The 23,055-nt window shown below is 45.2% G+C and carries 25 protein-coding genes; 8 read left to right on the top strand and 17 right to left on the bottom strand.

Features of this window, described 5'->3' with window-relative positions:
* Positions 1 to 126: 126 nt before the first annotated feature.
* Positions 127 to 1,182 (bottom strand): NAD(P)-dependent alcohol dehydrogenase, encoded by a 1,056-nt coding sequence (locus tag RBB12_RS08200; RefSeq protein ID WP_306014145.1) that lies wholly within the window; start codon positions 1,180 to 1,182, stop codon positions 127 to 129.
* Positions 1,183 to 1,347: 165 nt separating this feature from the next.
* Here RBB12_RS08200 and RBB12_RS08195 point away from each other — a divergent pair, with 165 nt between their 5' ends.
* Positions 1,348 to 1,968 (top strand): JAB domain-containing protein, encoded by a 621-nt coding sequence (locus tag RBB12_RS08195; protein WP_306014146.1) that lies wholly within the window; start codon positions 1,348 to 1,350, stop codon positions 1,966 to 1,968.
* 9 nt (positions 1,969 to 1,977) lie between these two features.
* Here the strand turns inward: RBB12_RS08195 and RBB12_RS08190 are convergent, their stop codons facing one another.
* The 8 genes from RBB12_RS08190 to RBB12_RS08155 form a co-directional block, all read right to left on the bottom strand.
* On the bottom strand, positions 1,978 to 2,487 hold the full coding sequence (locus RBB12_RS08190; protein WP_306026759.1) for a hypothetical protein: 510 nt from the start codon (positions 2,485 to 2,487) through the stop codon (positions 1,978 to 1,980).
* Position 2,488: 1 nt separating this feature from the next.
* Positions 2,489 to 3,421: a hypothetical protein gene (locus RBB12_RS08185; RefSeq protein ID WP_306012942.1), complete on the bottom strand. Its 933-nt coding sequence runs from the start codon at positions 3,419 to 3,421 to the stop codon at positions 2,489 to 2,491.
* A 226-nt stretch (positions 3,422 to 3,647) separates the two neighbouring features.
* A complete protein-coding gene (locus RBB12_RS08180) occupies positions 3,648 to 4,025 on the bottom strand; it encodes a DUF302 domain-containing protein (protein WP_306012943.1) in 378 nt (125 codons plus the stop codon).
* A gap of 12 nt (positions 4,026 to 4,037) precedes the next feature.
* Entirely contained in the window at positions 4,038 to 4,919 is an 882-nt protein-coding gene (locus RBB12_RS08175) for a helix-turn-helix domain-containing protein (protein ID WP_293282551.1), read from the bottom strand.
* A 271-nt stretch (positions 4,920 to 5,190) separates the two neighbouring features.
* Positions 5,191 to 5,607, bottom strand: a complete 417-nt coding sequence (locus RBB12_RS08170) for a nuclear transport factor 2 family protein (RefSeq protein ID WP_306012944.1) — start codon at positions 5,605 to 5,607, stop codon at positions 5,191 to 5,193.
* A gap of 70 nt (positions 5,608 to 5,677) precedes the next feature.
* Positions 5,678 to 6,145, bottom strand: a complete 468-nt coding sequence (locus RBB12_RS08165; RefSeq protein ID WP_306012945.1) for a YHS domain-containing (seleno)protein — start codon at positions 6,143 to 6,145, stop codon at positions 5,678 to 5,680.
* Between the two features lie 26 nt (positions 6,146 to 6,171).
* A complete protein-coding gene (locus RBB12_RS08160; protein WP_293282548.1) occupies positions 6,172 to 6,717 on the bottom strand; it encodes a carboxymuconolactone decarboxylase family protein in 546 nt (181 codons plus the stop codon).
* A 327-nt stretch (positions 6,718 to 7,044) separates the two neighbouring features.
* The gene (locus tag RBB12_RS08155; RefSeq protein WP_306012946.1) at positions 7,045 to 7,779 is read right to left on the bottom strand and encodes a cysteine hydrolase; all 735 of its coding nucleotides are present in this window, start codon (positions 7,777 to 7,779) and stop codon (positions 7,045 to 7,047) included.
* A 463-nt stretch (positions 7,780 to 8,242) separates the two neighbouring features.
* Between RBB12_RS08155 and RBB12_RS08150 the strand changes: the two genes are divergently transcribed.
* Complete coding sequence (locus RBB12_RS08150; protein ID WP_306012947.1) at positions 8,243 to 8,563, top strand: hypothetical protein; 321 nt, start codon at positions 8,243 to 8,245, stop codon at positions 8,561 to 8,563.
* Positions 8,564 to 8,575: 12 nt separating this feature from the next.
* Here RBB12_RS08150 and RBB12_RS08145 read toward each other — a convergent pair whose 3' ends face one another.
* The 7 genes from RBB12_RS08145 to RBB12_RS08115 form a co-directional block, all read right to left on the bottom strand.
* The gene (locus RBB12_RS08145) at positions 8,576 to 9,769 is read right to left on the bottom strand and encodes a sorbosone dehydrogenase family protein (protein WP_306012948.1); all 1,194 of its coding nucleotides are present in this window, start codon (positions 9,767 to 9,769) and stop codon (positions 8,576 to 8,578) included.
* Between the two features lie 146 nt (positions 9,770 to 9,915).
* The gene (locus tag RBB12_RS08140) at positions 9,916 to 10,473 is read right to left on the bottom strand and encodes a DUF4251 domain-containing protein (protein WP_306012949.1); all 558 of its coding nucleotides are present in this window, start codon (positions 10,471 to 10,473) and stop codon (positions 9,916 to 9,918) included.
* A 69-nt stretch (positions 10,474 to 10,542) separates the two neighbouring features.
* Positions 10,543 to 11,460 (bottom strand): EamA family transporter, encoded by a 918-nt coding sequence (locus RBB12_RS08135; RefSeq protein WP_293289286.1) that lies wholly within the window; start codon positions 11,458 to 11,460, stop codon positions 10,543 to 10,545.
* 94 nt (positions 11,461 to 11,554) lie between these two features.
* Complete coding sequence (locus RBB12_RS08130) at positions 11,555 to 11,887, bottom strand: hypothetical protein (RefSeq protein WP_306012950.1); 333 nt, start codon at positions 11,885 to 11,887, stop codon at positions 11,555 to 11,557.
* A 162-nt stretch (positions 11,888 to 12,049) separates the two neighbouring features.
* Positions 12,050 to 12,742, bottom strand: a complete 693-nt coding sequence (locus RBB12_RS08125; RefSeq protein ID WP_306012951.1) for an OmpA family protein — start codon at positions 12,740 to 12,742, stop codon at positions 12,050 to 12,052.
* Between the two features lie 4 nt (positions 12,743 to 12,746).
* Complete coding sequence (locus tag RBB12_RS08120; RefSeq protein ID WP_293286341.1) at positions 12,747 to 13,229, bottom strand: lipocalin family protein; 483 nt, start codon at positions 13,227 to 13,229, stop codon at positions 12,747 to 12,749.
* 91 nt (positions 13,230 to 13,320) lie between these two features.
* Positions 13,321 to 15,300 carry a dehydrogenase E1 component subunit alpha/beta gene (locus RBB12_RS08115; RefSeq protein WP_306012952.1) on the bottom strand — a complete coding sequence of 660 codons (1,980 nt, stop codon included), beginning with the start codon at positions 15,298 to 15,300 and terminating at the stop codon, positions 13,321 to 13,323.
* A 111-nt stretch (positions 15,301 to 15,411) separates the two neighbouring features.
* Here RBB12_RS08115 and RBB12_RS08110 point away from each other — a divergent pair, with 111 nt between their 5' ends.
* The 5 genes from RBB12_RS08110 (at position 15,412) to RBB12_RS08090 (ending at position 19,581) form a co-directional block, all read left to right on the top strand.
* Entirely contained in the window at positions 15,412 to 16,362 is a 951-nt protein-coding gene (locus RBB12_RS08110) for an isopenicillin N synthase family dioxygenase (RefSeq protein WP_306012953.1), read from the top strand.
* A gap of 2 nt (positions 16,363 to 16,364) precedes the next feature.
* Positions 16,365 to 16,694 carry a translation initiation factor gene (locus RBB12_RS08105; RefSeq protein ID WP_306012954.1) on the top strand — a complete coding sequence of 110 codons (330 nt, stop codon included), beginning with the start codon at positions 16,365 to 16,367 and terminating at the stop codon, positions 16,692 to 16,694.
* 144 nt (positions 16,695 to 16,838) lie between these two features.
* Complete coding sequence (locus RBB12_RS08100; protein ID WP_179385881.1) at positions 16,839 to 17,771, top strand: DUF1835 domain-containing protein; 933 nt, start codon at positions 16,839 to 16,841, stop codon at positions 17,769 to 17,771.
* Positions 17,772 to 17,774: 3 nt separating this feature from the next.
* A complete protein-coding gene (locus RBB12_RS08095) occupies positions 17,775 to 18,662 on the top strand; it encodes a nucleoside phosphorylase (RefSeq protein WP_306012955.1) in 888 nt (295 codons plus the stop codon).
* A 70-nt stretch (positions 18,663 to 18,732) separates the two neighbouring features.
* Positions 18,733 to 19,581 (top strand): substrate-binding domain-containing protein, encoded by an 849-nt coding sequence (locus RBB12_RS08090; RefSeq protein WP_306012956.1) that lies wholly within the window; start codon positions 18,733 to 18,735, stop codon positions 19,579 to 19,581.
* Positions 19,582 to 19,637: 56 nt separating this feature from the next.
* On the opposite strand, the gene RBB12_RS08085 is transcribed toward RBB12_RS08090, so the two are convergent.
* Positions 19,638 to 20,303: a uracil-DNA glycosylase gene (locus tag RBB12_RS08085; protein ID WP_306012957.1), complete on the bottom strand. Its 666-nt coding sequence runs from the start codon at positions 20,301 to 20,303 to the stop codon at positions 19,638 to 19,640.
* Positions 20,304 to 20,539: 236 nt separating this feature from the next.
* Between RBB12_RS08085 and RBB12_RS08080 the strand changes: the two genes are divergently transcribed.
* A complete protein-coding gene (locus tag RBB12_RS08080) occupies positions 20,540 to 22,711 on the top strand; it encodes an endonuclease MutS2 (protein WP_306012958.1) in 2,172 nt (723 codons plus the stop codon).
* Positions 22,712 to 23,055: the final 344 nt, after the last annotated feature.

Raw genomic sequence — 23,055 nt, 5'->3', positions numbered from 1 at the left:
GATGGTATCTCCTAACTTTAAGTACGTTTGCGCAAAAAAAACCGCCCTTTGCGGACCATTTGCAAAGGGCGGTTTTAATTTAAAGAATACCTTGTCCAGCAAGTTGATTTGGTGGTACGACCCCCACTACCCCTTCAATGATTTCATATCAATGACAAAACGGTATTTCACATCACTTTTGAGCATGCGTTCGTAGGCGGTGTTGATGTCCTGAATGTTGATCACTTCCACATCCGAGGTAATATTGTGCTCGCCACAGAAATCCAACAGTTCTTGGGTTTCGGCAATGCCCCCGATCAAGGAACCTGCAACGCTTTTTCGGCCCATGATCATAGGCACGGTGACCAGCATGGGGTCCAATGGCCCCAAATAGCCCACCACCACCAAGGTTCCGTTGGTGGCCAAAGTGGCCACGTAAGGGTTAAGATCATGCTCGTAGGGTACGGTGTCGATAATCAGGTCAAACTGGCCTGCGGCCTGTTCCATTTGGGCTTCGTCCGTGGATATCACCACATGGTCCGCTCCCAAGGCCTTGGCATCATCCATTTTATTGGTGGATCGCGAAAACAAGGTCACCTCAGCACCCAAGGCCGACGCCAATTTCAACGCCATGTGTCCCAAGCCGCCCAAACCGACTACGGCCACTTTGCTGCCCTTGCCCACTTTCCAGTGGCGCAACGGGGACCAGGTGGTGATGCCCGCACAGAGTACGGGGGCGATACCCGCCAAGTCCAGATTTTTGGGCACGCGGAGCACAAAGTCCTCGTCCACTACAATTTTTTCGGAATAGCCTCCATGGGTGGGGCTGTTCAAATGTTTGTCGAAGCCACCGTAGGTGCCCACCCATTCGGGGCAGTACTGTTCCTCATCGTTTTTGCAGCTTTGGCAGCTACGGCAGGAATCCACCAAACAGCCCACGGCGACGATATCGCCCACTTTGTGCTTGGAAACCTTGGAACCCACTTGGGTGACCTTGCCCACAATCTCGTGGCCGGGAACCACCGGATATTGGGTCATGCCCCAATCGTTTCGGGCAAAATGAAGGTCGGAATGGCAGACCCCGCAGTACATAATATCAATTTCAATATCCTTTTCGAGGACCGTTCTTCGGTCGATCTGCATTTGTTTTAGGTCGGCTTCGGCAGATTGGGTGCCAAAGGCCTTAACGGCTATAGTGTCCATAATGTGTGTTTTAGTTGAGTTTTTTAAATGTACGAAACTTTGGGGTTGCTTGTGACGCTTTTTTAGGAAACCATGGGCGGGGGCGATCGGTTTCTTTTGAGGCACTGTTTGCATTATTGGCGTGCTTCGCCTAAATTTCCCATCCCAATACATAACTTACCTACCATGAACGTACGGCTTACCAAAGAACAAAAGATCAAGGTGCTCAACTCTGCGGACATATATGCGATCATGCAGCAGGTTCTGTTGCGCGAAAACAAGATTCGCCGCAACCAAGAGCACTTTTGGGTGGTGGGGCTCAATAACAACAATAAGATCTTGTTTGTGGAGCTCATCGGCCTTGGCGCCAGCAACCGGGTAAATGCCGACCCGCCCGATGTGTTCCGGATGGCGATCTACAAACTCGCCAGCAAGCTGATCTTGGTGCACAACCACCCCAGCGGCTCGCACGAGGTGACCGATGCCGACCTTAACTTTACCGACCATATGCTAAAAGTGGGCAAACTAATCCATGTGGAAGTGCTGGACCATTTGGTGATTACCGAAACCAGTTATACCAGTTTTGAGGACCGTGGGATCATGAACCAATTGCGCAAAAGCGGCTTTTATGAGGTTACCGGGCCCGAAAAAAAGGAGCTCGAAGCCTTTAAATTGGAAACGGAAAGGAAGAGGGCCGAAAAAGAGAAGGCGTTGGATATTGCCAAGAAAATGAAAGCCAAAGGTTATGACGATGCAACAATTAAAGAATTAACTGGGTTAAATAAATTAGTTATAAATAAACTATAAATTTCAATCTCACTTATCTTCTTCAATTTCATTCATTTCATTTAAAAATAACGCATAGACTCTTTTCAAAATCATAAGTACTGTAAGTGAGAAATGAGAAAGAAAAAAATAAACTAGAAATGTGCAAATAGTTACCCATATTTCAATTTTAAAAAATGTCATTACAGTAAGAAATATTATAAATAAAGAAATGAATATTGAATAGGAAATATTTGTTAAAAGCTGTTTTAGAAGTTCATTTTTAATTCTTTCCGAATTATCTCTTTTTAAGATATCGAAAAGAATAACAATAACGTTAAATAGAAGTCCTACTAAGATTGATAATGTAGTTATAACAATATTAATTGCCCTTTCTGACAATTCAATTTTTAAATAAACCAAAACACCAGCTACAACTGCTGGTATAATCAAAAATGTTAACCAATCAGAAAACTCAGGCTTTTTAGAATTGTCGTTTACCAGAGTAGCAAGATGATTCTTGATTATTTGTTTTATATTTATTTTCTCAAGAGCATTCATTTTATGAAGTTAACTCTTTAATCAATTCTTTTGCAACTTTATCTATACTCTTGAAGGTTGGATGGCCATCATTGTTCTTCTCGACATCACTATCAATATCATAATAAGGTCGAATTTGACCTGTATCAGATAAATCTACAGTTCGAGTATTACCATTAAATTTTGATTTGACTTTGATTATGTGGCTTCCATCAAAACCTAAATCTTCCAATGCCTCAACTGAAAAAAAAGCAGTGTTTGGATCGTCCATAAACTTTGCCGCCTTATCATTAAAAGGCAATCTACTTTTAGCCTTTATTTTTAGCTCCAAAGATTTGATTTCCTTTTGATATCCTTTTAAATCTATCTTTTCTGCAATGTCAGCAGGCAAATTGTATTTTACCAAAGATATTTCCTTAATAGTACCTTTTTCAACATAGGCTCTTGCTAATTCTTTTGAAACAAATTGATCAATATCTAATTTAAGATTAGCAAAACGGGATTCAAAAAAATTATTTAAATGTTTTTTAAAAACACTGTGTATTCCGTAAACTCCAATCCTTTGTAGCATAAAAAAACCTAACCCTTTGCCTTTGGGCATAAAAATTAAAAAGTAAAACGGTTTTATTTCAGTATCATCAACTGTCCTTTCATAGCTAATTTCTCCTGTCTTAATATTTACACCTGTCCCTGCATAACCATAATCGCCACTTTCAATAATACCACTGATCATTCTATCAGATTCAATGAACGAAAGCGTTGCAGAATCAAGTTTTAAAGATTTTTTTTGAGCCTCATTTAACTCTAATTGTTGATCAAATGATTTGATATATTCTTGAAAAAACTTCAAAAAATCATTCGTACCTACAAAATTCTCCAATGGTAGTGCGCTATTCTTTTTCCCTTTCTCTCTAACCTTAATTGTGTAAACTTCCAGTTTTGTTTCGTTGGCCATTAATCTATTTATTAGTTAAAATTATTAATGATAATACTAATACACTCGTATATCATTAAAATGGAATATCAGGTAATGTTCTAAGCATGGGGAAGTAATATCCAAATATAATTATTGATGCTAAAACCTCATTGCATAAAAACCTTAAAAAAACTAAGGTTTTTCCACAAAAAAAGCCCCAAAAGGCTTTCTCTACATTCCAAAAAATCCAAAAATCCAACTCTCCTTAAAAAGAAAACATCCCTTGCACCCGCTCCAACAATTCCTCCGCCATTTCTGGTTCCAATCCATAATCCTGTAAGCTGCCCACAGGGTTTTTAAAGCTCAATTGGGTGGTGTTAGTATCCAGTTCTTGCAATACCAGTTTTAAGGGAATGTCGTTGATCGCCAAAGGGTCGCCCGCCATGATCTGGGCAATGTATTTGGGCTCAAAAAAGAGCAATTGCCGCAAGGGCGGTATGGTAATCCCGTGTTGGGCCACAATGGCCTGGGTGTCAATCTCGTGCAGCAGCAAAAAACCGTGCTCGGTAATCCGTTGCTTTAGGGTGCCGTACACCTGCCCAAAGGGCAGCGGCAGGGTTTGGTATTCCACATGGGCTTTCATAGGGCGGTGGGGTTAGGCCATGGCGCGGGCAAAGCCCACATTTTCGCGGTAGGTACTAGGCGAGATGTCCGCATTGTTCTTAAAAAAGCGGCTAAAGTAGTGCTCATCGTCATACCCCAGATCGTAGGCAATCTCCTTTACGGTCTTGTTGGTGAGGTACAGCTCGCGCTTCGCCTCGATAATGATCCGTTCGCTGATCAGGTTGGTCATGGTCTTGTTAAAATGGTTCTTGGTCATTTTGGCGAGCGCTTTGGGACTAATGTTGAGCAGATCGGCATATTCCCCGGCAGAGTGCATGGTCTTGTAGTGCGTCTCTATCAGGTTTTTGAGCTTTTGCAGGATAAAGGGTTCCTTTTCGTCTGGGCTGCCTTCCAAGGCTTCGGGCTGTTGCTTGGCCTTGGCGCGGGAGGTGGTGATCAAAAAAATCTTAAGGTAGGAGACCAATAGCTCGTACTGGGCCAGTTCCGGTTTTTGTACCTCGGCATACATCTGCTGGATGAGCAGCTCCAGCTCGTTTTGGATATCGGCCGTAACCTGCAGCATGGGCGGACTGTAAATATTGTTGAACAGTACCCCGTGGCAGGCCACCTGCTCGTGGTGCTTGTGGATACAGAAAAAATCGGGATGGAACTGCAACACCACGCCCTCCAACGGTTCTTCCTCGGTTAGCGCAAAAGGTTGATAGGGCGTTACGGCAACTAGGGTGTTTGGCGTAAACGTGTACTCCGAAAAGTCCACTTGGGCGGTACCCCTCCCCTTTTTGATCCAAATCAAGGAATACTGGTTCAACCGGTGCAGATCGCAAAACTGGCAGCCATCCTCAAATTCGGAAAGCTTAAAGGCCAGGTTACCAGTCTGTTCGTCGATGAGCGTGTTGGTGTTGTAGATGTCCATGTATGTTCAATTATCAGTTGGCAGTTGTCAGTTATCAGTTGGCAGTTTTCAGTAATCAGTTTTCAGTAATCAGTTTTCAGTAATCAGTTTTCAATTGTCTGCATTTAGCAATCTACAATCCTATGTCATTTCGAGTGGTTTTTGGACCGGGGTCCAAAAATTGTATCGAGAAATCCTTATTACTATTCACTTTTAAGCGGTCTTGACCGCATTTTTGTATTGATATTCAAGACTTCTCGACTGCGCTCGAAGTGACATAACTCCAAAATGACTACAATCTTCGCTCCGATTCGGCTATCGGCAAATCGTTGATGCTGGCATAGCGCTTCTGCATCAGCCCATGCTCGTTGAACTCCCAATTCTCGTTTCCATACGCGCGTATCCACGCTCCTTCGGCATTCTGGTATTCGTATTCAAACCGAACTGCAATCTTATTGTCGGTAAAGGCCCATAGTTCCTTTCTCAATTTGTAATTTTTTTCTTTTTGCCACTTTTCCGTCAAAAAGGCGACCACTTCCTCGCGCCCATTGATAAACTGGGAACGGTTGCGCCATTCGGTGTCCTCCGTATAGGCCTTGCTCACCTTTTCAGGGTCTTGGCTGTTCCAGGCATCTTCGGCCAATTGTACTTTTTCGCGTGCGGTGGCCTCGGTAAAGGGAGGCAGCGGATATTTTTTTTCGATCTCCATGTTGTTGATTTTTTTGCATTAAAAAAGGGCAGGACCTATGGCGGGACCCTACCCTTACTGCTAATTAAAACTACTTACTGTTCTTTACTTTGGGCCAATTGGCATGTGCTGCCGTTTTGAGCTCCGTGGTGCGTTGTCCCCAATCTTCGTAGGTGTTGAACGGTTCCCCGTTGAACGGACCATTGAAGAAGAGGTACAATTTGCCATCGATCACCGTATAGGTTTCCGGGTTGATGGGAAACTTGGCCTCTTTGGCCCCTACGCCCCAAGCACAATAGCCATCGAACTGGGGCAGATACTGGTTAGGCGATTGTTTGAAGGCGCTTTGGTTCGCCTTGTTGGCAAAGTAATAGGTAGCGCCGCGGTGCTTAACTGCATAGCTCTTGCTCCCTTTTTGAGCCGCTCCGGAAAAATAAGCGACCACATCGTACCCACCAATGGCAAGGCCGTTATCGTCTACTGGAGGGGTCTGGGCGTTCACGCTTATGGCAGCCAAGAACACCAATCCTAGAAGTACTACATTTTTGATTGTTTTCATCTTTTCTGATTTTTAATTGTTACTGATTAGACCGTTGCGGCTTCCACTACGGGAAAGTCGATATCGGTATTGGCCGTATTGTTGAAATAATTGGTCAATATGTTCAAGGCTACGTGCGCTACGATCTCGCCCACGGCTCCATCGGAAAAACCGGCAGCTTTTACGGTTTCCACATCTTCGGAGGATACCCGTCCGTTTTTGGAGATCAAGGTCTTGGCAAACTGAAGCGCTGCGGCCACTTTGGGGTCGGAATTGATGCCATCCCTAGCGGATTGGAGCGTATTGGTGTCGATACCCACCAACTTTTCACCAATAAAGGAATGCGCGGAAAGGCAGTAGTTACAGGCGTTGGACTCGGCAACGGCCAAGGCGATGAGCTCGCCCAATCTACCGCCCAAGGACCCTTTGCCCAAGGCTTCGCTCAAATTCAAATAGCCTTCCAAAACAGCTGGGGAGTTCCCCATGGTACGCATCATATTGGGAACCATACCCAATTTGCCTTGGATGCCTTCAAATAATTCTTTGGATCTTCCGGTTGCTTCCTTTGGATCTAATGCTTGTAATCGTGTCATAACTTTCTGTTTTTGATTTATGATTTGCTTGTCAACTTTTGACATGACAAAGGTGGGGCGCTCTGCGCTGGGATAAAATGGACAGATGACGCAAGTCCGTGGACAATTTTCCCTAGATAGGAAAAAGCTGGTTTCCGTCAACCTAAACTTGCCTGCATGGCTGCGAAAGCAGGTTTCAGGTTCTCATAAACTGGATGGGATTCTGAAATAAACAGATCTGCCAACAAAAGCGGGAATTCAGAATGAGGTATTTCAACAAAAAAACAAAGGACCGAACCAACGGTCCGGCCCCTTGCCACTCCACTTCAACATCAACCACATGAAAACTTATTTCACCGGATGCATTTTGAGCTCTTTCACCAATTCGTCGGTGGTAAACACCCGGCTGGAAATCATTTTATAATTGGTTTGGGCAGCTTGGTCGCCATCCAATCCGGGCAATTTAGCAGAAGCGGTGGCATCGCCCACCACGGCCACCTCAAAACCGTTCTCCACCAATTCCCTCATGTGCGATTCAGCACACAGGTTACCGGACATTCCGGCCAAGATCACCTTGTCCACCCCTTGTTTGCGCAACTGTAGGGCCAAATCGTTGGATTCGGAACCGAACACTTTGTGTGGGCTGGTGACCACTACCCTTTCCTTTTCAATGTATTTTTTGTAACGGGGCAACCAATCGGCACCGGAACCTTCAAAACCTTCCACATTGAGTTGGTCCCCACGATCGAACATGCTGATGTTGTGCATCAATTTTTCGAGGGTTCCCTCGAACTTCCACACATGGTCGTGCTCATAATAATAATGGGGAGAGATAAAAACGGGAATGTTGTACTGTTCCCCTAATTTAAAAATGGTCTCCAAGTTCTCAATGGTGTTGTTTTCCTGCACGCTTTGCCCCACGGCACCCCAGGCCACACCATCGGGACTCAGGAAATCGTTTTGTGGGTCGGTGATCACAATGGCAGTGGAACCGTCAATAGTGAAACCCGGTTCTGGTAATTGGGCAAACACACCCGTAATGGTAAATAGGAACAATGTTACTGTTCGCATCAAATTTTTCATGGTATTTTATTTAACTGATTCAACTTAATTTTTGATGGAACAAAGTTGCGGCAATCGCAGTTTCGGAAAAATGGACGGACTTCGCCAGTGAATGGACAATTTTCCCTTTTTCAGCACTTTTGGAAAGAGGCAAAAATCGCATCCATGGATCGGGAAGGGCCATTCGTCAGATCAAAAGGGGCATCCGTCAATTGGCTGCGAAAAATTATTGCACATTGTGTAGCTTGCTTATAAAAATTTAAAGAGTATGACTATAATTGATACCATAAATACCTTACAAATTATTTGTTTGATTCTGTTGGGCTGCATCATCTTCATGATCGGTTGGATGTTCGGGGCCATCTTTACCAAAAAATACCCTGTTTGAAGCAATACAGTCATTTTTTGACCGTTCGAGAAGACTCCAAACCTTATTAAAACCTACTGAGCCATCTATTGGAGAGACACTAGCATTGAACGTATTTTGGCCTATTGTGGTGATGATCAGTTCACCATTCGTATTGACCTTATGTGCTCGGGTGAAGTCCGTTATTTGTGTTGGCACAAGAGCAACAGCATTTTGGCCAAACCCAATTTGATTCTTCGTCAGGGAACCATTACTGAAAATGAGGACGGTGCTGGCGCTGAATACGTATTCCATTACAGGGGATGCATCTATACCTTAGAGCACCTTCGTTCGGACGACGGCCGATCAGATTTGTTCTTTGTAGAGGTGACCGACCCAGACCAAAAAAAAAGTACTTGGAAAATGGAGCAAATGTCCATTCCCAAGTACCTTCTCTAAAATCGTTATGTTTTATCCTTTATAGGTGACCCTGTAAATGGCATTGCCCTCATCATCCGAGATGAGCAAGGAGCCATCTTCCAAGAACAACAGGTCTACCGGACGCCCAAAGGCTTCTTGGGTCTCCTCGTCCAACCAACCATCAATAAAAGGTTCATAGCTTACGGCTTTTCCATTTTCCAATTTTACCATAGTGATTCTGTAGCCGATTTTCGACGAACGGTTCCAAGAGCCATGTTCTGCAATTAGCGCATGTCCTCGGTACGCTTCGGGGAACATGGGACCTTTGGCAAATTTAACCGCCAAAGGGGCTACGTGCGGACCCAAGGGCTGTACTGGTGGCACAAAATCGGAACAGGGACGCTGGTCACCGTATTCAGGATCTTTTATGGTGCCCCCATGACAGAAGGGATAGCCGAAGTGTTGGCCCACTTCGGTCAATTTGTTCAGTTCACAAGGAGGTATATTATCGCCCATCATATCCCGACCATTATCTGTAAACCAAAGTTCTTGGGTTTCGGGATGCCAGGTAAAGCCGACCGTGTTTCGCACGCCATGGGCCACAATTTCACGATTGCTGCCGTCGGGGTCCATTCGGGTGATGGAGGCATAACGCTTGTCCACCGTTGCACTGTCACAAATATTGCAGGGAGCGCCTACGGGCACGTACAATTTATCATCGGGTCCAAAGGCGATGTACTTCCAACCGTGATGAAATTCGGTGGGATAGTCATCGTAGATCAATTCGGGCTCCTGTGGATTTTCCAACTGGGATTCAATATCCGAATACTTGAACAGACGGCTTACGGCGGCCACATAAAGAGCGCCATCTTTCACCGCTACGCCATTGGGCTGTTCCAAATCGGTGGCAATGGTGTAGGTTTTATCCGCCTTGTAATCCCCATCGGTATCCTTTACGGCATATACCTTTCCTTCGTTACGGGTTCCTACGAACAAGGTGCCATCCGGTCCCATGGCCATGGAACGGGCACCCTCCAAGTTTTCGACATAGGTGTCAATGTGGAAACCTTCGGGAAGGTTGAGCCTATCCAATGTTAAATTTCCCGTGTATTCTGTTTCCGTAGTGGGTTCGGCATTCTCTTCCGAAGCTTCTTCTTTGTTTTCCGAGTTGCCTTTGCAGGAAAGAATAACTACGGAAAACATCAGTAGCAACAAAGACCTGAAGGTCAATTGATTCATTTTCATTTTGATTTTTTAGGTGTTTTGGTTTCTGAAAGCTTAAAGCTATGATAAAAACATGGAAAGCGGAAGCGGTTTGGATTTGGATATTGAATGGGTGCATTTAAAATATTGATGCAGTACACCAATATGGCTACCACGCACTTAGCCTCCTACTCTTTTTTCTCGTACTTGGAGACGTTCCCCTGATACCCGATATTCCTGCGATGTGAACTTGAGATGGTCAACAAGGCATTTCCGTTGGGGAAGAGCTGCGCGTACACTTGGTAGTTCTCCAAATCGTCATTGATGGTAAACTGCATAATTTTTCCGGTCTCCCTTTTATTGGACGAAAAGGATAGCTCCTTGGGCACGCCATCAAACTGGATTCCCGCCTTTTTTGGGTTATAATGTCCACCAATTTGCCGTTCACCAAAATAGGGAAGGTTGGCCTTAACGGTATCCCCTACCATGCGGAAATATCCACCCGTTGTAGTAATATCGATACGATTGGCCGTACTGCCAAAAGGCAGCAATCCGGCATTGGTAATATTGTTCATCCCTTGGCTCGGCATGGGCCGTGCCCACAGGGCTTGAATTTCAAAATTTCGATTCTCTATCATATCTTCCAGTGCGGCTATTTCTTCTGGGGTTGCACTATTCTTGTTGGATGCACAGGCAAGGGTCATCAGCAGTAGCATAAAAGCCCCGATTTTTGCTGTAGTCTTCATCTCATTATGGTTTTTAGTCCATAGAAAATACAAAAAAGCGGTGTCAATCCCTCAAAAAATAACGCAGTCTTAACGTTTGAAGCGCTCGAAGATGGCCAGTGTTTTCTTGGTGTTGATGAAATATACCCCCGTTAATAGGATCACGGCGGCCACTATGGATTGCAGGGTAATCTGCTCATCCAAAAAATACCATCCCAGCAAAAGGGCCACAATGGGATTTACGTAGGTGGAAGTAGCCACCTTTTCCGGGGAAACGGCCTTGAGCAAGTAGTTAAAAGAGGTAAAGGCCACGATGCTTCCCAAAAAAACCAATAAGAGCATGGAGACTTGGACTTCGGTACTCCAGCCCAAGGGTGATGACCATTCCTCGCCGAAGGCAAGGCTCATCAGCCCCAAAATGATGCCTGCGAAGAACATTTGATAGCCGGTGTTCACAAAATAATTGGTGGGAAGGTCGGCTTTGGCCACAAAAAGACTGGCATAGGCCCAACAGACCAAACAAAAGAAGATGGTCACCATCCCCAAAATGGATTCCTCTTGCGCAATGATCTGTTTTTGACTTACCAAAAGGTAAATGCCCAAAATACCCAGCAGTACCCCGACCATGGACATGGGCTGTATCTTTTTCCCTTGTAGGATGCGCATCAATAACAGAATAATCAGAGGTTGAGCGGAGATTTCCAAAGCGGCAAAACCGGTATCCACATACCGCAATGCCCAAACGACAAAGCCGTTTCCAATGCTTAAAAAAAGTACGCCCGCAATGATGGTATTCCAGAGTTGTTTTTTGGTGATGCTAAGGCTGATTCCCATAATTTTTGCCAAAAGGAAAATGCAAAGCCCTGCCACGGTGAATCGGCAACCCGCCAACATAAAGGGCTCCAGTTCCAATACCGCAATCTTGTTCAACAAATAGGTAGAGCCCCAAATGACGTAAATGGCAAAAAATGCCAGTATCACCAAGGCGGAATTTGAGGATTTTCCCATAGCAATCTGGTTTAACTGCGCTGCAATATTACGCATGTTTCAAAAAGAAACTACTATGGCCCGGCGAATTGGGTCAAAAATAAATCGGAGATTTTTAAAGGGGCTTGTCCAGCTCCAACAAATACGAGGCGAAATCACTCTCCAACTTTTTAAAGAGTCTGATGTGGTTTTCCACTTCGCTCTGGTCGAGGTCGCTAAAATCAAGATGCCGCTGGCGGATGATGGTCATGATACGGGCATCGTATTTTTTGAAGTTCTGAATGCTTTTGTTCAATTCGTAAAACTTTTCGAACCTTTTGAGGCATTTGGGCTCGTGGGTATAGGACTTCAACTTTTCGTTGAGTCGTTGCACCATTCTATGGTTGCGTTCCACCCGCATCACCAATGCTTGTTGCTCTTTGGTACTATAGTGGGTCAAGTGGCTCATATAGGGGTTGAAATTTTAACATTAATGGATTGATAACCATTAAGTTAAACAAAATCCGCTAAATCTTGCTGGACTTAACTAACATTTAATGGTTTATTTAACATTCATAAAAAAAGGCCCAGATTTTCCGGACCTTTCTCAATTTGTATGTGGTAAAATTGTTTAATTACCAGTTTGCTCTCGGGCTTCCTCCTTAAGCTCCTCGCTGGCAATAATGGCCAACTCCACGCGACGGTTTGCCGCTTTGCCTGCAGCGGTCTCATTGCTTTCCACAGGTTGCTCCTCCCCATACCACTTGGTGGTAAAGCGTCCGCTGGAGATTCCCTTTGAAATCAAATAGGAGGTCACGGATTGTGCCCTACGTTGGGATAGGCTCATATTGTATTCGGCGGCCCCATCGCTATCGGTATGGCCTTCCACCAAAATATTGGTTTTGGGATACTCTTTAAAGATTCCTGCCAATTTATCCAATGTAGCGGCAGAAGCTCCCTTGATATCGGCTTTATTGGTATCAAAATAGACACCGTTTTCTCCGCTAAAGGTCACGTTGATTCCTTCACCGACACGTTGTACCTCTGCACCTGGGATTTCTTCCTCGATGCGCTCGGCCTGACGGTCCATTCGGTTACCGATATAACCTCCGGCAGCACCACCTACAACAGCACCGATAATGGCGCCCAAAGCGGTATTGCCTTTTCCTACGTTATTGCCGATAACACCACCGATCACTGCGCCACTTCCGGCACCGATCGCAGCTCCTTTTTGGGTGTTATTTGCATTTTTAACTGCGTCGCAACTAATGATCATGGACAGCGCCATAAAAGCCGCTGCTCCTTTTAAAACTATATTTTTCATCTAATTATCTTTTTGAGAATTCGTAAACAATAGTCACAGGCTGACCATCCACAGAGACATTGGAGTTCAAGGTCATGGATTGCTCGGACAGGCTAACGATGTTCAAACGGTAGCCATAACCACCTGAAATATCCTTCCGGTTTTCATCGATAAATTTAAACTGAAGTTGGCTCTGATAGTTTTGTTCCGGTTCCACCACGGACCATCTAAAAAAACGGTCTCCGCCTTGGCAGAGCGAACTTTGGGCAATGGTGTAGCGCCCAGTACTATTGTTGTCCCGGAAAAACCATTGACTGCCTTCGAAGCAGATATCCTCTGCATCGTTGAATAAGGTGGATTTAAAGTTTCCTGAATTGTTTTGGTAATACACATTGTCCAAATTCCAAGAACCGCTGAACAGATTGCGTTGCGTTCTAGCGCTTTTGGAAACGGAACACGATGAGAGCAATAAGCCCATCATGGTCATCAATAAAAGTGATTGTTTCATCATAAGTAATTAAGTTAATGTTCAAAAAATATACGATTGGGGACGTATGAATAGTTGTTAAAGTATAAAAAAAACAGCTAAGTCGCTCATTTTAATACCGATATAATTCGAGTAATTGCTGCTCAAACCTATTTTTAGGCAAGTAATTGGATTCCAGCGACTTGGCAAACGGAACAGGTGTTTCAAGGCTCCCTACCCGCTTTACAGGCGCATCCAAATATTCAAAACAATGCTCCATGACCATTGCCGAAATATCACTGGCAATACCACCAAACAGCGTATCCTCTTGCAGTATGATGAGTTTCCCTGTTTTCTTCACGGAAGCATAAATCGCTTCGGTATCCAATGGTTGGAGTGTCCTCAGGTCCAAAAGCTCAGCATCGATTTCGGGATGCTTGTCCAAGACCTCCAAGGCCCAGTGCACACCTGCACCGTAGGTCACCACGGTAATGGAATCGCCCTTTTGGAGCAACCTCGCCTTACCGAACGGCAAGGTATAATAATCGGTGGGCACCTCTCCTTTTACGCTACGGTACAATCCCTTATGTTCAAAGAACAAAACGGGGTTGGGGTCATTGATCGCGGTATTCAAAAGTCCCTTGGCATCATCGGGGAAGGCAGGATAGACTACCTTAAGCCCCGGGGTTTTGGTAAACCACGCCTCGTTGGTCTGGGAGTGGAACGGACCTGCGCCTACCCCACCTCCGCAGGGCATGCGTATCACCACATCCGCTTTTTCGTTCCAACGGTAATGCGTTTTGGCCAAATAATTCACAATGGGATTGAACCCAGAGCTCACAAAATCTGCAAACTGCATTTCCACAACGGCCTTCATCCCATTAATGGATAGACCCATGGCAGTAGAGACAATCGCGGATTCACAAATGGGCGTGTTCCGAACACGGCTTCGGCCAAACTTGGGCACAAATCCTTCCGTTATTTTAAACACGCCACCGTATTCCGCCACATCCTGTCCCATGATGATGAGTTCGTTATGGCGGTACATGGATTGCTCCAAACCTTGTGAAATGGCATCGACAAACCGCAGTTCTTCCTTGGTGTTTGATTTAGGTTCAATAAGTTGATATTCAAACTTTTGATAGACATCTTCTAATTCTTTACTTTCATCTGATGAGATTTCAGGTTCATCAAAAGCCAACTGTAAATTTGAATTGATTTCCTCGCTGATTTCCTCCTTGATGCTATCGATATCCTCTTGGGAAATCAAACCTTGCTCCAACAAAAAGCTTTCATAATTGGCAATGGGGTCCTTTTTGGCCCATTCCTTCATCAACTTATCCGGGACATATTTGGTGCCGCTGGCCTCCTCGTGTCCGCGCATCCGAAAGGTCTTGAATTCCAAGAGCACTGGTCGTGGTCTTCTTCGGATAGCTTTGCAGAGCTCATCCACCTTGGCATATACCTCCAAAATATTGTTGCCGTCAATGATTCGTGATTCAATACCGTAGCCTTTGGCCCTATCCGCCAAATGCTCACAATTGTACTGTTCGTTGGTTGGCGTGGACAGTCCATAGCCATTGTTCTCGATACAAAAAAGCACAGGAAGGTTCCAAACAGAGGCGACGTTGAGCGCTTCGTGGAAATCCCCCTCACTGGTAGCTCCTTCTCCGGTAAACACGGCGGTTACCCGCTTTTTCCTGCGTAGCATATCGGCCAGGGCTATGCCATCGGCCACTCCCAATTGCGGTCCCAGGTGGGAAATCATCCCCACGATCTTATATTCCTGGGTACCGAAATGAAAACTTCGGTCCCTACCTTTCGTAAAGCCGCTTTGCTTGCCCTGCCATTGCGCAAAGAGTCGGTGCAATGGAATGTTACGGGAAGTGAACACCCCCAAGTTTCGGTGCATGGGCAGAATATACTCACTGGTCTTTAGGGCATGGGTCACGCCAACGGAAATGGCCTCTTGGCCGATACCGCTAAACCATTTGGATATTTTGCCCTGACGGAGGAGAATCAACATTTTTTCCTCGATCATTCGAGGCTTCAACATTCCTTTGTACAGTTCCAGCAACTTCTCTTGTTCCAAGTTGCCCACATGATACCTCATATTTAAAAATTAGGTTGGTTAAAAGTAGTAAAAAGGCGTTCAAAACCATTCAAAAATTCCAAAACCCTCGGCTTAATTCCTTATTTTTGACGCTACATCAAAGATGACGATATGAGTGCGATTCCAAGCGTAGACCTGAGCGATTTTGTCTCGGGCGACCCCAAAAGAAAAGAAAAGTTTGTCAAAGAAATAGGCGCCGCTTTTGAAGATATTGGCTTTGTGGCACTAAGCGGACATTTTTTATCGGACGATCTGGTAGATAGCCTGTACGCGGAAATCAAAAAGTTCTTCCACCTTCCGCAAGAGGTAAAGGACAAATACGAGATTGAAGGTATTGGTGGACAACGTGGCTACACTTCCTTCGGAAAGGAGCACGCCAAAGGAAAAAAAGAGGGCGACCTCAAGGAGTTTTGGCATTTTGGCCAATATGTGGAGGACAACCCGAAACTGAAGGCGGAATACCCGGACAACGTCATCGTGGAGGAGCTTCCCAATTTTAATGAAGTGGGCAAGGAAACCTATAAAATGTTGGAAAAAACGGCCAAGTACGTGCTCCGGGCCTTGGCGCTTCATTTGGACTTGGAGGAAACCTATTTTGACGATTACATCAAAAATGGAAACTCCATTTTGAGGCCCATCCATTATCCGCCCATTACCGAAGAGCCCAAAAATGCCGTTAGAGCGGCAGCGCACGGCGACATTAACCTGATTACGTTGCTGATGGGCGCCCACGGGAAGGGATTACAGGTAAAGGACCACCAAGGCAACTGGGTGGATGCCATTGCTCAACCGGACCAATTGATGATCAATGTGGGCGATATGCTGTCACGACTTTCCAACAATAAATTGAAATCGACCATACACCAAGTGGTAAATCCTCCCAAAGAATTGTGGGGCACCTCCCGTTACTCTGTGCCGTTCTTTATGCACCCAGTGAGCGATATGCCCCTAAATTGTCTGGAAAACTGCATTGACGAGGAAAACCCTAAAGGGTTTGCAGATATTACCGCTGGGGAATATTTACACGAGCGCTTGATTGAATTAGGACTCGTAAAAAAGTAAGCATGGACCTTAAAGACCAGTTAAAAAACCTTTTTCCCGATCACGAACCGGAAGAAACGCCGGAAACCAACGAGGGGAAATCTCCCTATTGGCTTCAGGATGATCCGATTATCTGTAAATACGAAAAACGCAAAGGGAAGCCCGTCACCATCATCGAAGGTTACAATGGGGCCGATAGCGATTTTAAAAAACTGGCCAAAGACCTGAAAACACTGCTAGGTGTGGGCGGTAGTTTCAAAAATGAATCCATTATCATCCAGGGGGATTATCGGGACAAAATCATGGATTTTCTAAAGGAAAATGGCTTCTCGGTGAAGCGAGTGGGCGGATAAGCAAAGGATTTAACAAAAAATCGATTACATTTTTAATTCATGTTAAAAACTTGCGTTCCAGACCAATGTTTTGTGAAAAAATTTTTGAATTCCTGCTTTAAACATTACTTTTATTCTTCCTAACCAACGAAAACTAAACTGAAAATGAAATCACTGTTGCACATAACCAACGGGGACAGTTTCACGTCTAGGTTACAATCTTTGCAATTTAAGGGAGATGTAATCACCTGGAGGGAAATGCTTTGCGAAGGCAAGACCCTCTCCACAGTAGGTAGCGAATCCTTCTGGAAGACTAGGTTCGAATTTTTGAACAAGAACTACAAGATTTCCAAATCGTGGTTCATCGAAAAAACCCTCAAAGAATATCGGTCGCTCTGTAATCACAAGCAGCAAGATCATATTGTGCTGTGGTTCGAGTACGACCTTTTTTGCCAGATAAACATGCTGGCGGTGCTCAGTTGGCTCAAAACCCACCGTAGACATGCCGAAGTATCCTTGGTTTGTAGTGGTAAAGTAGAAGGCTCCACTAAGCTATATGGTCTGAACGAACTCAGTGATGCCAAATTGATGGAGCTGTACGACAACAGAAAGGTGCTTTCGCAGGACGATATTGAATACGCCGACTACATCTGGCAACTCTATTGCAGCGATAACCCAATCCGTTTGGAAAACCAAATGGCCAACAACGATTTCCAGTTTGAATACCTCTCAGAGGCGCTTAAAACCCATTTAAAACGCTTCCCTACCATCAAAAATGGATTGAACGACTTGGAAAACCACATCTTGGAAGTGGCCAAGGAACAAAAACCAAAATCCAAAAAGGAATTGATGGGCAACCTTTTGGCCAACCAAGGCTATTACGGATTTGGAGACACCCAATACGACCGAATGATTACCTCCCTAAAGCCATTGTTCAGCTCCTTTAATCCGGTCAAGTTGACCAAAAAAGGGTTGCACGTGCTCAAACAGGAGACAAACTACTATTCGGAACTGCGTGATAATCAAATGTATTTGGGAGGTTCCTTAAAGTATAACTTCCTATACAACACGGACACCGAACGAATCCTGAAACTTTAATTTATGGATGCTTCACTAGGCAATTCAGAGCTGATTCTGAATGCTGATGGGAGCATTTACCATCTCAATCTTCTTCCAGAGGATATTGCGGACACCATTATCACCGTCGGAGATCCCGATCGCGTGCAAGCGGTTTCCAAATACTTTGATACTGTAGAAATCAAGAAACAAAAGCGGGAATTTGTAACCCACACGGGCACCTATGCCGGCAAACGCTTAACGGTAATCTCCACAGGCATTGGCACGGACAATATTGACATCGTTTTTAATGAATTGGATGCGCTGGTCAATATCGATTTCAAGTCAAGGGAAATCAAACAGCAGAAAAGAACACTGAATTTTATACGGGTCGGTACATCTGGGTCTCTGCAGGCCAATATTCCCGTAGACTCCTTTTTGATGAGCAGTACAGGTGTCGGGTTTGATAATTTGCTACACTTCTACGGTGGTGGACACATCAAAAACCAAGCCTTGGAAAAGGCCCTGAGCGATTATCTGGGCTGGAGCCACTACCAGATCCACCCCTATGCCGTTGATTTTGACCAAGATTTAGCCAATCAATTTACTAATAATCGTATACGATTTGGAATAACTGTAACTAATTCAGGATTTTATGGTCCACAGGGAAGGTCGTTGCGACTAGCACCCACTATCAAAGACTTCAATGAGAAATTAGCTGGTTTTTCATATGATGGGAGACAGATTACTAACCTGGAAATGGAGACATCCGGTATGTATGGCCTCGCTAAATTACATGGACACCGTGCTGTTTCGCTCAATGCAATCTTGGCCAACAGGGCCACTGGTGAGTTTTCCAAAAATGGACATAGAACCATCGATGAGTTGATAGAGTTTACCTTGGAACACCTCTCCAAAAGTCAACTGGTATAATTTTTTGGATGGATTTTTTTGACAGATACCAAACGGCATCCTATTTTTAGATGTCTAAGCACAAAACAATATGAAAAAGGTACGCATTATAGGGGTTCCAGAGCATTTTAATCTGCCTTGGCATTTAGCTATGGAAGACAACGCTTTCGAAGACAGGGGAATTGAGCTCCAATGGACCGATATACCCGAAGGAACGGGCAAAATGACCCAAATGCTTCAAGATGGGGAAGCCGATATGGGCATTATTCTCACCGAAGGCATCATCAAGAGCATCTCCCAAGGCAATCCAAGTAAAATTGTGCAAACCTACGTGTCGTCCCCCTTGCTCTGGGGTATTCATGTAGCCGCCAACAGCGACAGAACTTCGATTGCTTCATTGCAACATGATAAAATAGCCATCAGCCGCATGGGTAGCGGAAGCCATCTCATGGCCTACATCAATGCGCAAAACCAAGGTTGGGACACAGGAAACCTTCAATTTGAGATCATCAACAACCTAGATGGTGCCGTGGAAAGCTTAACTCAGGGTTCTGGCGCTTATTTTATGTGGGAGCATTTTACCACAAAGCCGTTGGTGGACAAAGGAATCTTCAAACGCGTTGGCGACTGCCCTACTCCATGGCCCTGCTTTGTGATTGCAGCAAACAATAGCTTTTTACAAGCGAATGAGGGCTTGGTAAAACACATTTTGGAAGTGATCAATACCTATACCGTGGAATTCAAACAAATTCCCAGTATCGACAGAACCTTGGCCAACCGCTACGAACAGCAATTGGAGGATATCCAACAATGGCTTTCCAAAACCCACTGGGGACAGGAACAACTCTCCGAAAAGACCGTCAATGAGGTACAGGCCAGACTGCACGACCTGAATTTGATAGCGAAGATTCAGGATGCATCATACTTTCTTTGGAAATAGTTTTTCAAAAAGTGATGTCAGGTCCATCGGAGTCGAAAGACAAGGGGTGCCAGATGTCACCAATCAATCGGCTCTTTCCCCATTCGGGCCAGCAATTTGTTGGTGGCACTAAAATGCTGGTTGCCAAACCACAGACCTCGGTTAGCGCTCAAAGGACTCGGGTGTCCCGATGTGAGGATGTGATGCTTGGTTTTGTCGATAAGCTTTGCTTTTTTCTTGGCAAATCCGCCCCAAAGCAAAAACACCACTCCTTCCAGTTCGGTGGAAACCGTTTGAATAACCGCGTCCGTAAAGCGTTCCCAGCCTTTATTTTGATGACTTCCCGCTTCATGGGCCCGCACCGTTAGCGTAGCATTGAGCAACAGTACCCCCTGCTCCGCCCAGCGTTCCAAATTGCCGCTTTTAGGATAAGGTTTTTGCACATCCACTTTGATTTCCTTAAAAATATTGACCAAGGACGGCGGATGTGGGATGCCATCCTTCACGGAAAAACACAGGCCATTGGCCTGATTGGGTCCATGGTACGGGTCCTGCCCTATGATTACCACCTTGGTTTCTTGGAACGGACAATGGTCAAAAGCGGAAAAAATGTCCTTACCCTTTGGGTAACAGGTATGATTTTGATATTCCTGCTTCACGAATGTTGCCAAATCCTGAAAATAGGCCTGTTCAAATTCCCGGTCCAATTGTGCTTTCCAGCTAGGTTCAATGTCCACGTTCATACCGTTTCTTACTTCTTTTTGGTCAATTTATAGATCAAATAGCCAATGCCGGCTACAAAATGCAACAAAATCACCGCTGCAATAATATAGATTACCGTGTTATCGCCTCTCATCACTTTGTAATGGGTTGATTCGTTTTCAGTGGATGTCAAAAGTACGTAATGCCGATTGTTTTTACAGGCACTAAGGTTACAAAACACTTCAAAATCCTATCTTTGCGCTGCTAGTAGAAAAAGATGCGAAACATTCACTCCAAAACACTTCAAGACCTCGAATTCCCGACCGTATTGACCCAACTCGCTGCGCGCTGCAATACCGAATTGGGCAAGGAACAGGCGTTGGACATCCAACCGTATCGAAAAAAAGAGGAACTGATGGCCGTATTGGGGCAAACCTCGGAGTATTTGGCCTCTTTTTCCAACGACAACCGCATTCCAAATCATGGTTTTGACCATATCAACAGCGAGCTTGGCCTGTTGAAGATTGACAATAGCACGCTGGAGATTACAGGTTTCCGAAAAATCGGGGGGATTTGCAAAACCGTGGAAATCCACCAGAAATTCTTTAAGAAATTCAAGGAATACTATCCTTTGCTTTTTGATAAGGTCAATGGACTGGAGCTGCATCCCGAGATTCCCGATGCCATCGATGCGGTGATCGACAAATTCGGTGAAGTCAAGGATTCCGCCTCCAACGACCTCCGATTGATTCGAATGCAGATCAACGAAGTGCGGAGCAAGATCAATCAAAGTTTTAGCAGTGCCTTGGGCCGTTACCAATCCTTGGACTTTTTGGATGAAATCCGGGAATCCGTTATGGAAAACCGTAGGGTATTGGCCGTAAAGGCCATGCACCGCAAAAAGGTGAAAGGCACGGTGATGGGCACCTCCAAAACCGGAAGCATTGTTTACATAGTGCCGGAAGCTACGCTTTCGCACACCCGCGAGCTGAGCAATCTGGAGTTTGAGGAAAAGGAAGAGATCCAACGTATCCTCAACCAATTAACCGACCAGATTCGGCCCTATTTGGAACTGTTGAAGACCTACCAATCCTATTTGGCGGAAACTGACATTACCGCGGCCAAGGCCAAGTATGCCAACGAAATTAACGGTTTGCTGCCCGACATCAACGAGGAGCGCGAACTGTACCTAAGGGACGCCTTCCACCCCCTGCTCTACCTGTCCAACAAACGAAAGAACGAAAAGACCTGGCCGCAGACCATTAAGCTGCATACGGAAAACCGTATTATCGTGATTTCCGGACCCAACGCAGGTGGAAAAAGTATCACGCTAAAGACCATCGGACTGCTTCAAGTCATGCTTCAAAGCGGGATGCTGATACCCGTGCACGAGCGTAGCTCTGTCTGCTTTTTTGACCAGATTTTAACGGATATTGGCGATAATCAATCCATTGAAAATCATTTAAGTACATACAGTTATCGACTCAAGAACATGAACCGCTTTCTGCGAAAGTGCAACGAACGCACCTTGTTCCTTATCGATGAGTTTGGAACAGGTAGCGACCCTGAATTGGGCGGCGCTTTGGCGGAAGCCTTTTTGGAGGTCTTTTATGAGCGGGAAGCCTATGGGGTGATCACCACCCACTACGCCAATCTCAAGGCCTTGGCCAACGAGTTGCCGCATGCCACCAATGCCAATATGCTGTTCAACGCCAAAACGCTGGAACCCACCTTTCAATTGGTATTGGGCGAAGCGGGGAGTTCCTTTACGTTTGAGGTAGCCCAAAAGAACGGCATCCCCTATTCCCTGATCAACAAGGCGAAGAAGAAAATTGAACGCGGCAAGGTCCGGTTTGATGCCACCATAGCCAAACTGCAGAAAGAGCGCAGCAAAATGGTGGAAACGGGCTCCAAGCTGAAGGAAGAGGAAATCAAGGCGCGTGAAGAAAACGAGCGTTTGGAAAAGCTGAATTCCAAGATCAAGTCCAAGTTGGAGAGCTATCAGGAGATGTACGACCACAACCAACGCATGATCCAATTGGGCAACAAGGTGAATACCGCCGCCGAAAAATACTTTATCGACAAGAAAAAGCGCCCTTTGATCTCTGAAATGCTACGCATTGTGGAAACTGAGAACAGCAAACGCAGAAAGACTACGGCCAAAAAAGCCAAGGAGAAGCAACAGGAGCAACATCAGGTAGCCCAAGAACTGGAGCAGCAGATTAAAAAGGTGCGGGTAGAGAAAAGGATCAAAAAGAAGAAAGAAATCCAGGCCGAAAAGAACAAACCGCGACCTCTATTTAAGGTGGGCGACCGCGTGCGCTTGCAGGATGGCAAAGCCGTGGGGAGTATCGATACCTTGGAAAAAGGCAAGGCCGTGGTCAACTACGGAATGTTCACCACCAATGTGAGCGTGGACCAACTGGAATTGGTCGAGGCCAAGAAATAAATCCTATTTATGATGCTAGTTGGATGCTGAGCGTAGTCGACCTATGCAAGGGTGTTCACTACAACCTTTTTTGCAGATGTATTCCTGTTTTCACAGGAATGACAAATCAACAGCTTTTATGATTGTCGTCTCTTCGAAATGAGGAGGGCACTGGCGATGGAGAAATCTCTTTGCCATCTTTGGATTTCTCACATCCGTTCGAAATGACAGGCTGTCCTGATTTGTCGTGTTCACAACTCGTCATAAATCAGTCACTTACCCCATTGCATGCCACGGTTTTTTCTACGAACTTCGTTACTTGTGCTGAACTGGATTCAGTATCGGTCAATATAAATCATGTTGTA

Source organism: Allomuricauda sp. MMSF_3307 (assembly GCF_030733585.1).
GTDB lineage: Bacteria > Bacteroidota > Bacteroidia > Flavobacteriales > Flavobacteriaceae > Flagellimonas.
This window is presented reverse-complemented; position numbering and strand designations above follow the sequence as displayed.